Source organism: Corynebacterium sp. HMSC076D02 (assembly GCF_001813815.1).
Taxonomy (GTDB): Bacteria; Actinomycetota; Actinomycetes; order Mycobacteriales; family Mycobacteriaceae; genus Corynebacterium; species Corynebacterium simulans.
On record NZ_KV814044.1, the window covers coordinates 54,704 to 68,636 of the forward strand.

A 13,933-nucleotide genomic window follows, 5' to 3' on the forward strand; every position below is an offset into this window, starting at 1 on the left:
CAGCGTTCTATAAGTCTTCGCGGGTTAAGATAGGCTCCATGACGCACTTAGAATCCCCGCCCATCTTCATCACCGGTATGTCGGGTGGTGGCTTGACTTCCGCAGCCAAAGTCTTGGAGGACAAAGGCTACTACGTCGCCCACAACATCCCGCCGAAGGCCATCGTTGATCTTCTCAAGCTGTGCGCGATGGAGGAGACCAAGGTTAAGAAGGTCGCAGCGGTAACTGACGTGCGTTCCCGCATGTTTCCAGGTTCGCTGCTGGAGACCATCGATGAGGTTAGCGAACTCGGCATGAAGCCAACGGTACTGTTTCTCGATGCACGCGACGACGTTTTGATTCGTCGTTTCGATTCCGTGCGCCGTACCCACCCCCTACAGGGCGGCGACACGTTGAAGGCAGGCATTCAGAGGGAGCGAAAAGCCATCGCGCATGCCCGCGAGCGTGCTGACATCATCATCGATACCACCAACCTCTCCATCCATGATCTGCGGCGTGCGATGGAGGCCGCTTTCGGTGATATGCGCAAAGACGTCCAGCACGTCACCGTCGAGTCCTTTGGCTTCAAAAATGGCTCGCCTCGCGATGCAGACCTTGTGCTTGACGTGCGATTCTTGCCCAATCCTTATTGGGTTCCGGAGCTGCGCGGCTACCGCGGCACCGATGAGCCGGTTTCGGACTATGTCTTGGCCCATCCTGCCGCCGAGAAGTTCATTGAGCACTTCCTAGACTTGTTCGGCACCATGCTCGAGGGCTATCGTCACGAGGGCAAGAACTTCATCACCGTCGGCGTTGGCTGTACGGGCGGCCACCACCGTTCCGTTGCCGTTGCCGAGGAATTGACCCGGCGCCTGCGTCAGCGCGGAGACCTCGAGGTAAACGCTCTGCACCGCGATATTCAACGCGGCTAGTTTTTCCTATTTCCTTGCACAATTGACCCGGAAAGCTTATAAATCCACCAATGACTCGACAAACCCACATGGCTTGCCTCGGTGGCGGCCATGGTCTTTATCAAACCCTTCTTGCTGCCCAGATGACGGGCGTGGAGCGGATCTCAGCCATAGTTACCGTCGCCGATGACGGTGGCTCTTCAGGGCGTCTGCGCCGTGAGCTGGACATCATTCCACCCGGTGATCTGCGCATGGCGCTGGCCGCGCTTTCCGATGACACGGAAACTGGCCAAATGTGGGCAGAGACGTTGCAACATCGTTTCCGGGGCAACGGTGCGATGGCAGGGCACGCCGTGGGTAATTTGCTTATTGCTGGCCTGACTGAGGTTCTCGGCGATTATCAGGCGGCCCTGGATAAGGTAGCCCAGCTGACCAATTCCCGCGGCCGCGTGCTGCCGGTGGTCAATCAGCCGCTGGACATCGAGGCGGAGGTCGCCGGACTTGACGAGGATCCCCGCATCATGCGGGCCGTACGCGGCCAAGTGGCGGTGGCTTCCACTCCGGGTCAGGTACGTCGCGTACGCATCCTTCCGGCGCATCCACAGGCCAATCCGAACGCTTTGGCCGCGCTTTCCGACGCCGACCTCATCACCATCGGCCCCGGCTCTTGGTTTAGCTCGGTGCTACCGCACGTGCTGGTGCCGGAAATCGTGAACACTGTGAAGAACTCTTCCGCGATGCGCGTGGTTGTGCTGAACCTTTCGGCAGAGCCGGGCGAGACTCAGGGCTTTTCTGCGGAGCGGCATCTCCACGTGTTGGCGCAGCATGCGCCGGAACTGCGCATCGACCGCGTCTTGGTGGATTCCAACGCTATCCCTAGTGAGAGTGAGCGCAGCTATCTGCAGCGCGCAGCCAACGTACTGGGCGCCCAAGCGGTATTCGCTGACGTTAGCCTGCGTGATGAAAACGGCGTGCGTCTAAACAAGCATGATCCACACAAGCTTTCTGCTGCGTTGAAAGGATTGCTCGAGCAAAGCTAGCCTAGTGCGGCCAAGGATTTATCGTGCAGGCTAGACTAGTGTTTCTCTATGTCTGTATAAGGCATTCCGTGCCTGATAGGGCATACCGCGTCTGCGCAGACCTGGTTGGATGATGCTCGGTCTGTACAGCAAGAATCATTGAGAAAGGGGCAAGGACTTTGTCTGCTTCATTGACCGAACAGGTCAAGGATGAACTCACAGCAGTCTCCGTTCCACGCCAGTCCGCTCGTGCCGCGGAAATTTCCGCCATGTTGCGCTTTGCCGGCGAGCTGACCGTAAGCGGGGACCAGATGGCCTACGAAATCGAAGTGGACAATCTGCGCATTGCCGAGCGGCTCATCGAAGCCCTCGATGACCTCTACAGCGTGAAGGCAACCTCGCATGTTGTGGGGCCGGCCGGTTCGCAGAAGAAGTCTCGCGTTCAGCTGCGCGTTGCCTCCGGCGCAAAGGAGCTAACGCGTCGCCTAGGGTTGGTCACTCGTTCGGGCCATCCGGTGGTGGGACTGCCGCCGCAGGTAATCTCGGGCTCTATCGCCGACAACGAGGCCGCATGGAGGGGCGCATTCCTTGCCCAAGGGACGCTGACCGAGCCGGGCCGTTCTTCTACCCTCGAGGTGCTATGCCCTTGCCAAGAGGCCGCGCTGGCTTTGGTGGGCTGTGCACGCCGCCTGGGAATCTCTGCAAAAACCAAGGAAACCCGTGGCGCCGATCGCGTCGTTGTGCGCGATGGCGATGCTATTGGCGCCTTGTTGACCCGCATGGGCGCTCAGGAAACCCGCTTGACGTGGGAGAAGAAGCGCGTCAAGCGCGAGGCGCACGATACCTCGAAGCGCCTGGATAACTTCGATGATGCTAATTTGCGCCGTTCCGCGCGTGCTGCGGTAACTGCCGCCGCCCGTGTAGAGCGCGCGATGGAAATATTGGGCGACGACGTGCCCGAGCACCTCGCAGATGCGGGCCGCCTGCGCGTCCAGCACCGCGAGGCCTCCTTGGAGGAACTGGGACGCCTGGCTGATCCTCCAATGACTAAGGATGCTGTTGCCGGACGCATCCGGCGCTTGCTTTCCATGGCAGATAAGCGCGCCGAGGAGCTTGATATTCCGGACACCAACGAATCGATCACTGATGATCTTTTTGACGAGTCGTAGACTTTACTAGGTTAAAAAGTTTCTGACTTTCAAGGTTTCGATCAAAGCCTTAGCCGCCAGCCGCCTTGTCCGATCGGACGGGGCGGTTTTGTTCGTGCAAAACAGGCACATTCGGGAGTAGGCGGATACTTCACGCCCAGCATTGCTGCGTCTGGTACCTGCTGGATATGTTTGCTAATCAGTGCTGAGCTGGGGGAGTGATATATCCCACCCCAGGCAACATAAACCAACACATACGGACAAACTCGGGGGTAGTGCAGGGGGTTTTCGGTGCGGATTAGTCATGTGAGCCAAAAATTGTACGCCTGTTTTTGCCTTTCGTCATTACCTGGTTCTAGAAAGCCTCGGGTGGCCCTTTGACCGCTGCATGCTTGGTGTTTGCTCGGTAGTATCGGCCGTGTTGGGAAAACTCACCGAGGTTCTTCGCACCAAAGACGAACTAGAGGAGATGCCTCGGAACCCACATAACTTTTACTCGATTTATAGAGGAGAAAAACAGTGACCATCCGCGTAGGCATCAATGGCTTTGGCCGCATCGGCCGCAACTTCTTCCGTGCAGTTGCCCAGGGCGACTCCGACCTCGAGGTAGTTGCAGTCAACGACCTCACCGACAACGGCAGCCTGGCAAATCTTCTCAAGTACGATTCCGTTCTCGGCCGCTTCGACGGCGAGATTACCCATGATGACGAGTCCATCACCGTCAACGGCCACCGCATCGCAGTTTCTGCTGAGCGCGATCCAAAGAACTTGAACTGGTCCGAACACAACGTTGACATCGTTATCGAGTCCACCGGCTTCTTTACCGATGGTGAGGCAGCAAAGGCTCACATCGAGGCTGGCGCCAAGAAGGTCATCATTTCTGCACCGGGCAAGAACGTTGACGGCACCTTCGTCTACGGCGTCAACTCCGACGAATACGACGCTGCGAAGCACAACGTTATTTCCGCAGCTTCCTGCACAACCAACTGCCTGGCACCGATGGCAAAGGTCCTCAATGACAAGTTCGGCATTGAAAAGGGCCTGATGACTACCGTTCACTCCTACACCGGTGACCAGCGCATCCAGGATGCACCACACAAGGACCCACGCCGTGCACGCGCTGCAGCGGTCAACATGGTTCCGACCTCCACCGGCGCTGCAAAGGCAGTTGCACTGGTTCTTCCGGAGCTTGAAGGCAAGCTGGACGGCTACGCAATGCGCGTTCCGACCATCACCGGTTCCGCAACCGACCTGACTTTCACCGCTTCCCGCGACGTCACCGTTGAGGAAATCAACGCTGCAATCAAGGAAGCCTCTGTTGGCGAGTTCGGCGAGACCCTCGCATACACCGAAGACCCAATCGTTTCCACCGACATCATCACCGACCCACACGGTTGCATCTTCGACGCCGGGATGACCAAGGTCTCCAACGGCAACCTTGTCAAGGTCCTTGGATGGTACGACAACGAGTGGGGCTACACCAACCAGCTCGTGCGCACCACCTCCTTGGTCGCTTCCAAGCTTTAAGCTCGGCGCTTGCAAGTCTTAACTAGAGGCTTGGCTTAGATGGTCTACCGGCTCTCGCAATTTCCCGCCCAAGGGTCATGCGTGGGCCGGTAGTCTTGTATAGAACGCTTTTTAAAGATTTCAATGAAGGAGAATCCAATGGCTTTCAAGACCCTTGATGACCTCATCGCAGAGGGTGTGGAGTCCCGCCACGTCCTCGTACGATCCGACTTCAATGTGCCGCTCGACGAGGAAGGCAACATTACTGACTCCGGACGTATCACCGCATCCCTGCCAACCATCAAGGCACTCGTTGAAGGCGGCGCCAAGGTCATCCTTTCCGCACACCTGGGCCGTCCAAAGGGCGAGGTAAACGAGAAGTACTCCCTGGCACCGGTAGCACAGGCTCTTTCTGAGGCACTGGGTCAATACGTAGCGCTTGCTGGCGACGTAACCGGTGAGGACGCACACGAGCGCGCAAACGGTCTTAACGACGGTGACGTCATGCTGATCGAGAACGTGCGTTTCGATGCTCGCGAGACCTCCAAGGATGAGGCTGAGCGCGGCGCTTTCGCTGATGAGCTCGCTGCCTTGGCTGCGGATAACGGCGCCTTCGTCTCCGACGGTTTTGGCGTTGTCCACCGCGCGCAGGCTTCCGTATACGACGTCGCTAAGCGCCTGCCGGCGTTTGCAGGCAAACTCGTGCAGAAGGAAGTCGAGACTCTCGCAGCTGTCGCTGAAAAGCCAGAACACCCATACGTGGTTGTCCTCGGCGGCGCGAAGGTCTCTGACAAGCTCGGCGTCATCGAAGCGCTGGCAGATAAGGCTGACAAGGTCATCATTGGTGGAGGCATGTGCTACACCCTGCTCGCGGCAAAGGGCTACAACGTTCAGAACTCTCTGCTGCAGGAAGACCAGATCGACAACTGCAAGGACCTGCTCAAGCGCTTCGGTGACAAGCTCGTTCTGCCGGTAGATCTCATCGCCGCTACCGAGTTCAACGCTGATGCGGAAAACAAGGTTGTCGCCCTCGACGGCATCCTAGAGGGCTGGATGTCCCTGGACATTGGACCTGAGTCCGTCAAGGCATTCGACGAGGTTATTGCATCCTCTAAGACCGTATTCTGGAATGGTCCGATGGGCGTATTCGAGATGGAGGCATTCTCCAAGGGCACCGAAGGCGTTGCTAAGTCCATCATCTCTGCCACCGAAAACAACGGCTCCTTCACCGTCGTCGGCGGTGGCGACTCCGCCGCTTCGGTTCGCCTGCTTGGCCTGAATGAAGAGGGCTTTTCCCACATCTCCACTGGCGGCGGCGCATCCCTCGAGTTCCTCGAGGGTAAGCAACTGCCGGGCGTATCCGTTCTGCAAGCATAAGCGCCGCGGTTACACAGGCCTACGCACAATAAAACCCGAAAGGAAAATTTTCCATGGCACGTAAACCACTGATTGCCGGTAACTGGAAGATGAACCTGGACCACAAGGAAGCAATCGCCTCCATCCAGAAGTTCGACTTCTCTCTGCCGAAGGACTACTACGACAAGGTCGACGTCGCCTTCATGGTGCCGTTTACTGACCTGCGCACCATGCAGACTCTCTCCGAGGGCGACAAGCTGCTTCTGACCTACGGCGCACAGGACATCTCCAAGCACGATTCTGGCGCCTACACCGGTGAGGTCTCAGGCAAGATGCTCGCATCCTTGGGCTGCAAGTGGGCCGTAGTTGGCCACTCTGAGCGCCGCGAGTACCACGGCGAGACCGACGAGCTCGTATCGGAAAAGGCTGCTGCAGCACTCAAGCACGGCCTGAGCCCGATCGTGTGCGTCGGCGAGCCGCTCGACGTTCGCGAGTCCGGCACCCACGTTGACTACGTGGTCAACCAGACCCGCAATTCCCTCGCAGGCCTGTCCGCTGAGGACTTGTCCAAGATCGTCGTTGCCTATGAGCCTGTCTGGGCCATCGGCACCGGCAAGGTTGCCTCCGCTGACGACGCCCAGGAGGTTTGCGCTGCAATCCGTGCTCTCGTGCGCGAACTTGCGGGCGAAGAGGTGGCAGAAGGCATTCGTATTCTCTACGGCGGTTCCGTCAAGGTTGACTCCGTCGCCGAGATCGTGGGCAAGCCCGACGTCGATGGCGGGCTAGTCGGCGGAGCTTCCTTGGTAGGCGACGAATTTGCCAAGCTCGCTGCAAACGCATCCACCGTTGCCTAAGCACCGGGTCAAGGAATAGGTACTGGATAACCAGCGCTACGCACGTGGGTCGAAGTATTCTTCGGCCCACTTCGTGGTGTAGAGTAGTCCGGAGTTAATTAATAAATTCTGAGAGGAACGATCCTATGATCTTGGCACTGGAAATCATCTTGGTGATTGCCGCGATCCTCATGTCCATCTTCGTGTTGCTGCACAAGGGCAAGGGCGGCGGACTTTCCAGCCTCTTCGGCGGCGGCGTCCAGTCCAACCTTTCTGGCTCCACCGTCGTGGAGAAGAACTTGGACCGCTACACCATCGTGATGGTTATCATCTGGTTGGCCTGCATCGTAGCACTCAATCTGATCCAGGCATACGCCGTTTAAAGCCTAAGCAGGCTTAAAGAAAGGCCGCGCTTCCTTTACTTTTAAGGAAGCGCGGCCTTTTACTTTTCTGCTTATTCTTCGTTGCTTATTCTTCGATTACCGTCGCGGCGTCGTCGCTTAGGAAAAGAATGGTTTCGCTAGTGCCATGCGCACCGGCTGCAGGCCATTCGATGGCGGGGGAGCCAGCCACGATGTGGGAGGCCGCCTCAGCCTTTTCCTCACCGGAGACCAAGAACCACACACGCTCGGAGCGGTTAACCGCAGGCAGCGTCAGCGTGACTCGCTCTGCTGGTGGCTTGGGAGAGTCGGGGACTGCTACAACGAGGTCTTCTTGTTCCATTACTGCCGCAGAATGCGGGAACATGGAGTTGATGTGGCCCTCGCCGCCCATGCCGAGCAGATGTAGGTCGAAGCCGTTAGGTGCGAACTCCGAAATCTCGCCCGCATAGGCCTTCGCCGCATGTTCCATGGCGATTGCGCCCAAGTCGAGACCGTGAATGTGTTCTTCCGGAACGCCCGCTGCGTGCAGGAGTGCCGCACGGGCCTGGCCCTCGTTGGAATCAGGATCGGAGACTGGAACATTGCGCTCATCGCCAAAGAAAACGTGCACGCGGGTCCAATCGATGGCCAAGGCTGGGTAATCCTCACTCTGCTGCTTCGCAGCGGCATCGAGGCGAGCCAGCTCGCGCAGGGTTCCAATGCCGGCACCACCGCCGGTGAGAACGACGCGCGCCACGCCGTCGTTGTGAAGGCCGCCGCCCGGGGCCTGGACCGACGTGACTACGTCGATGAATTTGCGGGCGGCAGAGGATATGAGTTCGTCTACATCGCTCACGCGGTGAAGAGTGACCATGTGTGTTTGATCCTTAAAAGGGTTATAAAAAATAAAGGTGTACGACTAACTGTAGCCCACGCGTGACAGTGCGCGAAGCGAGTGCGCATATGTCTTGTCAGAGTCGAGGTGGCGCAGGTCCTCAGAGAGGATTTCTGCCTGCGAACGCACGCTCAACGAGACCAGGGAATCCGGGGAACCCGGAACCCGTACGCGGACGGTGCTAGCGTCGACGACGTCGACTGTTACGTGTGAGGATACGCGTTTAAAGCGCAGGGAGTGGATAGGAAACGCCCCCGGCTCCGGGGCGGTCGTGGTCTTCCGGGTTACCGGAACACCCAGGGCGTCGACAAGCCAGCCCGCAGCAAAGTCAGCGGCCGGGCTTTCTGCGGCTCCGCAGACTTCCACGGACTCGACCGGCTCATGTGGGTGGCGGTCAAGCGCCGATGCCACGATGCCGCGCCACAGGGTAATGGCTGCCCAAGACATATCCGAGTCACCCGGGGTATAGCCGCGGGAGAGCTGCATGAGTTCCTCATGGCTCGCCCCTTCCCCGTAGGCCACGTTGGGGATCCGGCGCTGCGCCAGCTTGCCGATTGGGCTCTGCGCTGGATTTGCTGGGCACTTGGTGGGCCACCATGCAACCAGTGGCGTATCCGGAAGCAGCAGCGGGATAACCACGGACTCGGACTGCTCAGCTAGGTCGCCGTGCAGGTGCATGACGACGATCTCCGAGGCGCCAGCCTCACCGCCGACGCGCAGCTCGGCATCGAGGTGGGTTTCCTTGTCGCCGGAGCCGGCGATGACGACGAGCACGCGGGAGGGGTGCTCGTGCGAAGCGTCGCGAACGGAGGCTAGGATGCCCTCGATATCGTCTCCCTCGTTAGCGGCAACAATGAGCGTGAGCACGCGGCCAGTGGTTAGCGTGTAGTGCTCCTGCGCTTCAACGAGCTTCTTGGAGATCTTGCGGGTCGTGGTATCAGGCAATGGGATAATCATCGCTGTGGCCTCCTTAAGGGCGACGCCAGGTATGGCCTCGGCGGCGCAGCATCGTGTTGGCGGATTCAGGGCCCCAAGTGCCCGCTGGGTACTCTTCCGGCTGCCCGGCCTTGGCCCAATAGTCAAGAATTGGGTCGAGGATGGACCAGGAGAGCTCGACTTCCTCGTTGGTCGGGAAAAGTGAGGACTCGTCGAGCAAAGCATCGAGGATGAGGCGCTCATAAGCCTCAGGAGATTCCTCGGTGAAGGCCTCTGCGTAGGCGAAGTCCATGTTGACATCGCGGACTTCCATGGTGGAACCCGGCACCTTTGAACCGAAGCGCATTGTTACGCCCTCGTCTGGTTGGACGCGAATGACCACGGCGTTCTGGCCGAGGGCCTCTGCCTGACCGTTGTCGAACGGCTGGTGCGGGGCGGTCTTGAATACCAGTGCGATCTCGGTGACGCGGCGGCCGAGGCGCTTGCCGGTGCGCAGGTAGAAAGGCACACCGGCCCAGCGACGGGAGTTGACCTCAAGGGTGCAGGCCGCATAGGTCTCAGTGGTAGAAGCAGGATCGAATCCGTCCTCCTCACGCAGGCCCCGCACGTACTCGGAGCCCTGCCAACCTGCAGAATACTGGCCGCGGGCGGTGGTCTTGTTCAACGGGTGAACCGCCTGAGTCGCGCGCAAGACCTTGATCTTTTCCGCCTGCAGTGCCTCCGGTTCAAAGGAAGAAGGCTCTTCCATAGCTACGAGGGCGAGCAGCTGCAACAGGTGGTTCTGGATAACGTCGCGGGCGGCGCCGATGCCGTCATAGTAGCCGGCGCGGCCTCCCAAGCCGATGTCCTCTGCCATAGTGATCTGCACATGGTCGATGTAGTGCGCATTCCACATCGGCTCGAAGATCTGGTTGGCAAAGCGCAGCGCCATAATGTTCTGGACGGTTTCCTTGCCAAGGTAGTGGTCAATGCGGAATACGGAAGACTCCGGAAAGACCGCGTTGACAATCTCATTGAGCTCACGAGCAGATGCTTGGTCGTGGCCGAAAGGTTTTTCAATGATGACACGGCGCCAAGAATCGTCAGCGCTGTTGGCCATGCCAACGCGCTCAAGCTGGTGGCAGATGCTGGAGAAGAACTCCGGTGGAACAGAAAGATAATAAGCCCAGTTGCCGCCGGTACCGCGGGAGGAATCTAGCTCCGCCAAGCGTGCGGACAGGGCGTCGAAGCCGGCGTCATCAAAAGCTCCGTGCACGAACTCGATGCCCTGCGCCAGGTGCTGCCAGACATGCTCGTTGAACTTGGTACGGGCGCCTGCCTTGACTGCACCCATCACGTAGTCGCAGAACTCTTGTTTGTTCCAGTCACGGCGGCCATAGCCAACCAAGGTGAAACCAGCGGGCAGGAGGCCGCGGTGTGCAAGGTCGTAGATGGCGGGTAGCAGTTTCTTATAAGCGAGGTCACCGGTTACACCGAAAATCACCATGCCCGAGGGACCGGCGATGCGCGGTAGGCGCTTGTCCTTCGCGTTGCGCAGTGGATTTACCCAGGCGCTCGATTCCGTCACAGGGGGTTCCTTTCCCAATTTAATTCTCCAGCGACACATTCTAGCGACAAGCGCCCCGCCGAGGTTAGTCAGCGGGGCGCGCGGCCAAATAGGCGGCCGCAGCTACAGGCGAGCGGCCATCGATTCCAGAAGTTCTTCCCAAGCGGCGACGAACTTATCGACGCCCTCTTTTTCTAGGACCGCGAAGACATCGTCGAAGTCGATACCGAGTTCTGCCAGCTCGGTGAAGACGACTTCTGCCTGCTCGGCGGAATCGCTTAGGGTATCACCGTGCAAGTTGCCTTCTGCTAGCACTGCGTCGATAGTTTTTTCCGGCATGGTGTTGACCGTGTGCGGGCCAGCCAACTCGGAAACGTACAAGGTAGCGGGGTAGTCGGGGTTCTTAACGCCCGTCGACGCCCACAGCGGGCGCTGCACATTCGCTCCTGCGGGAAGATCGCCTGCCTCCAGCAGCTCCTTCTTGAACAGGGCGTAGGCGCGCTGGGCATTGGCGACGCCCGCCTTGCCGCGCGCTGCCAAGGCAGCATCGCTTCCGATTGCCTCGAGGCGCTTGTCGACTTCGCTGTCCAAACGGGAGACGAAGAAGGAAGCCACGGAGTGAATCTTGGAAACGTCGTGGCCGGCCTCCTCGGCGCGGCGCAGGCCCTTCTTGAAGGTGTCGATGACTTCACCGTAGCGCTCGACGGAGAAGATCAAGGTGACGTTGACGGAGATGCCATCGGCAAGCGCGTCAGCGATGGCCGGAAGGGAACCCTCGGTGGCTGGAACCTTGATCATCAGGTTCGGACGGTTAACGCGCGCCCACAGCTCGCGTGCCTGCTGGATGGTGGCCTCGGCATCGGCGGAGATGCGGGGATCGACCTCGATGGAAACGCGCCCGTCGCGGCCTAAAGATGCCTCGTAGATTCCTGCGAACATATCGCATGCGCGGGCAACATCCTCGATGGCAAGGGCATAGACGGCGTCGTCAGCCTTTGCGCCCTCTTCTTTAAGCTGCGCAATCGCGGCATCGTAAGCGGTGCCCTTGGACATCGCAGCGGCGAAGATGGCCGGGTTTGTGGTGACACCCACGATGGACTTGGAGGAGATGATCTCCTCGAGGTTGCCGGAGTCTAGGCGCTCGCGGGAAAGATCGTCCAACCAGGTAGAGGTACCGAGTTGAGCGAGTTCATCAATATGCGACATGTTTTCCTTACTTGCTAGCGGTGATGGATTCGTGGGCGGCGTTGACTACGGCTTCGGTGGTGATGCCAAACTTCTCGAAGAGCTCGCCGGCTGGGGCAGAAGCGCCGAAGTGCTCGAGGGAGACATTGCGGCCGAAGGTGCCGGTGTACTTGTACCAAGGCATTGCGAGAGCAGCCTCGACGGAGACGCGGGCGCGGACTGCGGAAGGCAGCACGGACTCGCGGTAGGCATCGTCCTGCTCGTCGAACCATTCCAGGCATGGCGCAGAGACAACGCGGGTGGCGGTGCCTTCTGCTTCGAGCTGCTTTGCGGCCTCGACAGCCAGCTGCACCTCGGAGCCGGTGGCCAGCAGGATGACGTCTGGGGTTTCCTTGGATGCTTCTACCAAGACGTAGGCGCCACGACGTACGCCCTCGGCTGCCTTTTCCTTGGTGCCGGCAAGCACCGGCAGGTTCTGGCGGGAAAGCGCAAGGCCCTTTGGAGCTGCCTTGTACTCGAAGGCGGCGGCCCAAGCCTGCGCAGTCTCGTTGGCGTCGGCTGGGCGGATGACCGAGAGATTCGGGATTGCACGCAGGGCGGCCAAGGTCTCGACCGGCTGGTGGGTTGGGCCATCCTCGCCCAAGCCGATGGAGTCGTGGGTCCAGACGTAGTAGGTATCGGTGGACATCAAGGCACCGAGACGGACGGCTGGGTACTGATACTCGGAGAAAATCAGGAAGGTGCCGCCGTAAACCCGGGTGTTGCCGTGCAGCGCGATGCCGTTCATGATTGCGGACATCGCGTGCTCGCGAATACCGAAGTGGAGGTTGCGGCCGTAAGGCTTAGCATCCCAAGCGCCGGTGGTGATGGACTCAGGGCCGAAGGAATGGGCGCCCTTGATGACGGTGTTGTTGGAGCCAGCCAGGTCGGCGGAACCGCCCCACATCTCCGGAACTGCAGCAGCCAGTGCCTGGATGGTGGCCTCAGAGGCCTTTCGGGTAGCGATGGAATCGCCCTCATCCCATTCCGGTAATTCTGCTGCGAAGTTCTCCGGCAGCTTACGTGCCTGCATACGGTCGAAGAGTGCCTTGCCCTCTGGGCTTGCGGCAGCCCAAGCGTCGAACTTTTCCTGCCACTTAGCGTGCGCCTCTGCGCCGCGCTCACGCAGCTTGCGGGTGTGGGTTATTACCTCGTCGGAGACCTCGAAAGTCTTTTCTGGATCGAAGCCCAGAACTTCCTTGGTGGCGGCAACCTCTTCATCACCTAGCGCAGCGCCGTGCACGCCGCCGGTGTTCATTTTGTTTGGTGCCGGGTAACCGATGACGGTCTTGACGCGGATGAAAGATGGGCGCTCGGTTTCCTCGCGGGCGGCCTGTGCAGCGGCCTCGAGCGCCTCGACGTCTTCACCGGACTCGACGGTCTGGACGTGCCAGCCGTAGGCCTCGTAGCGCGCTACGACGTCCTCGTTGAAGGCGATGTTCGTATCGTCCTCGATGGAGATGCGGTTGTCATCCCAAAAGACGATGAGGTTGCCCAGCTTCTGGGTCCCTGCCAGCGAGGAAGCCTCGGCGGTAACGCCTTCTTGCAGGTCGCCATCAGAGGAGATGACGTAAACGAAGTGATCGAACGGGGACTCGCCGGCCGGGGCTGCGGCGTCGAAAAGCCCGCGTTCCTTGCGGGCCGCCATGGCCATGCCGACTGCGGAAGCCAAACCCTGGCCGAGCGGGCCGGTGGTAATCTCCACGCCGTCGGTGTGGTTGACCTCGGGGTGGCCTGGCGTCAGCGAGCCCCAGGTACGTAGGGATTTGAGGTCCTCCAGCTCCAGGCCGAAGCCGCCCAAGTAAAGCTGGATGTACTGCGTCAGCGAGGAGTGACCAACAGAAAGAACGAAACGGTCGCGGCCGGCCCACTTAACATCGTTCGGGTCATGATTGATGACGCGCTGGTACAGGGTATAAGCCAGCGGTGCCAGGGACATCGCGGTGCCGGGGTGGCCGGAGCCGCACTTTTGGACAGCATCTGCTGCGAGAACGCGGACGGTGTCGACCGCGCGAGTATCCACATCAGTCCAGTCAGCCGGATAACGGCGCTCGACCATGGCTTGCAATTCTGGGGTCAGCTTTTCTTGCGACACTGGGGACGCCCCTTACTTTGTGGATCGGTTGAGTATTGACCCCTCAAGTCTAGATGTTTTGATTAACGGGTGGTGGATTGTCACGGATTGTGGTGGATTATCTAAAACGGTCCAAGAAACTGT

Annotated in this window: 12 protein-coding genes; 7 read left to right on the forward strand and 5 right to left on the reverse strand. The window is 59.5% G+C overall.

The genetic code is table 11. The features are described 5' to 3' along the window. Nucleotides 1–38: 38 nt before the first annotated feature. From rapZ to secG, 7 genes are all read left to right on the forward strand, one after another. Nucleotides 39–911, forward strand: coding sequence for an RNase adapter RapZ (gene rapZ, locus HMPREF2935_RS04860; RefSeq protein ID WP_070732200.1), 873 nt, complete (start codon nucleotides 39–41; stop codon nucleotides 909–911). A 50-nt stretch (nucleotides 912–961) separates the two neighbouring features. Continuing rightward, complete coding sequence (gene yvcK / locus HMPREF2935_RS04865) at nucleotides 962–1,930, forward strand: gluconeogenesis factor YvcK family protein (RefSeq protein WP_061922313.1); 969 nt, start codon at nucleotides 962–964, stop codon at nucleotides 1,928–1,930. Nucleotides 1,931–2,088: 158 nt separating this feature from the next. Further along, nucleotides 2,089–3,078, forward strand: a complete 990-nt coding sequence (gene whiA / locus HMPREF2935_RS04870; RefSeq protein WP_062040914.1) for a DNA-binding protein WhiA — start codon at nucleotides 2,089–2,091, stop codon at nucleotides 3,076–3,078. 498 nt (nucleotides 3,079–3,576) lie between these two features. Next, a complete protein-coding gene (gap, locus tag HMPREF2935_RS04875; protein WP_061922319.1) occupies nucleotides 3,577–4,584 on the forward strand; it encodes a type I glyceraldehyde-3-phosphate dehydrogenase in 1,008 nt (335 codons plus the stop codon). Nucleotides 4,585–4,722: 138 nt separating this feature from the next. After that, entirely contained in the window at nucleotides 4,723–5,940 is a 1,218-nt protein-coding gene (pgk, locus tag HMPREF2935_RS04880; protein ID WP_070732203.1) for a phosphoglycerate kinase, read from the forward strand. A 53-nt stretch (nucleotides 5,941–5,993) separates the two neighbouring features. Then, nucleotides 5,994–6,773, forward strand: coding sequence for a triose-phosphate isomerase (gene tpiA / locus HMPREF2935_RS04885; protein WP_062040908.1), 780 nt, complete (start codon nucleotides 5,994–5,996; stop codon nucleotides 6,771–6,773). Nucleotides 6,774–6,898: 125 nt separating this feature from the next. Continuing rightward, nucleotides 6,899–7,135, forward strand: coding sequence for a preprotein translocase subunit SecG (secG, locus tag HMPREF2935_RS04890; RefSeq protein ID WP_061922327.1), 237 nt, complete (start codon nucleotides 6,899–6,901; stop codon nucleotides 7,133–7,135). 85 nt (nucleotides 7,136–7,220) lie between these two features. Here the strand turns inward: secG and pgl are convergent, their stop codons facing one another. From pgl to tkt, 5 genes are all read right to left on the reverse strand, one after another. Next, on the reverse strand, nucleotides 7,221–7,988 hold the full coding sequence (gene pgl / locus HMPREF2935_RS04895) for a 6-phosphogluconolactonase (protein WP_062035109.1): 768 nt from the start codon (nucleotides 7,986–7,988) through the stop codon (nucleotides 7,221–7,223). A 45-nt stretch (nucleotides 7,989–8,033) separates the two neighbouring features. Next, nucleotides 8,034–8,966: a glucose-6-phosphate dehydrogenase assembly protein OpcA gene (locus HMPREF2935_RS04900; RefSeq protein WP_070732205.1), complete on the reverse strand. Its 933-nt coding sequence runs from the start codon at nucleotides 8,964–8,966 to the stop codon at nucleotides 8,034–8,036. Nucleotides 8,967–8,979: 13 nt separating this feature from the next. Continuing rightward, entirely contained in the window at nucleotides 8,980–10,512 is a 1,533-nt protein-coding gene (gene zwf, locus HMPREF2935_RS04905; RefSeq protein ID WP_141756015.1) for a glucose-6-phosphate dehydrogenase, read from the reverse strand. Between the two features lie 102 nt (nucleotides 10,513–10,614). Next, nucleotides 10,615–11,697, reverse strand: coding sequence for a transaldolase (tal, locus tag HMPREF2935_RS04910; protein ID WP_070732207.1), 1,083 nt, complete (start codon nucleotides 11,695–11,697; stop codon nucleotides 10,615–10,617). 7 nt (nucleotides 11,698–11,704) lie between these two features. Beyond that, nucleotides 11,705–13,774 (reverse strand): transketolase, encoded by a 2,070-nt coding sequence (gene tkt, locus HMPREF2935_RS04915; RefSeq protein WP_210400725.1) that lies wholly within the window; start codon nucleotides 13,772–13,774, stop codon nucleotides 11,705–11,707. Between the last annotated feature and the right edge of the window lie 159 nt (nucleotides 13,775–13,933).

Coding starts and splice junctions, on each gene's coding strand:
- rapZ (WP_070732200.1), top strand. CDS start 39: ATGACGCACTTAGAATCCCCGCCCATCTTCATCACCGGTATGTCGGGT.
- yvcK (WP_061922313.1), top strand. CDS start 962: ATGACTCGACAAACCCACATGGCTTGCCTCGGTGGCGGCCATGGTCTT.
- pgk (WP_070732203.1), top strand. CDS start 4,723: ATGGCTTTCAAGACCCTTGATGACCTCATCGCAGAGGGTGTGGAGTCC.
- tpiA (WP_062040908.1), top strand. CDS start 5,994: ATGGCACGTAAACCACTGATTGCCGGTAACTGGAAGATGAACCTGGAC.
- secG (WP_061922327.1), top strand. CDS start 6,899: ATGATCTTGGCACTGGAAATCATCTTGGTGATTGCCGCGATCCTCATG.
- pgl (WP_062035109.1), bottom strand. CDS start 7,988: ATGGTCACTCTTCACCGCGTGAGCGATGTAGACGAACTCATATCCTCT.
- HMPREF2935_RS04900 (WP_070732205.1), bottom strand. CDS start 8,966: ATGATTATCCCATTGCCTGATACCACGACCCGCAAGATCTCCAAGAAG.
- tal (WP_070732207.1), bottom strand. CDS start 11,697: ATGTCGCATATTGATGAACTCGCTCAACTCGGTACCTCTACCTGGTTG.
- tkt (WP_210400725.1), bottom strand. CDS start 13,774: ATGGTCGAGCGCCGTTATCCGGCTGACTGGACTGATGTGGATACTCGC.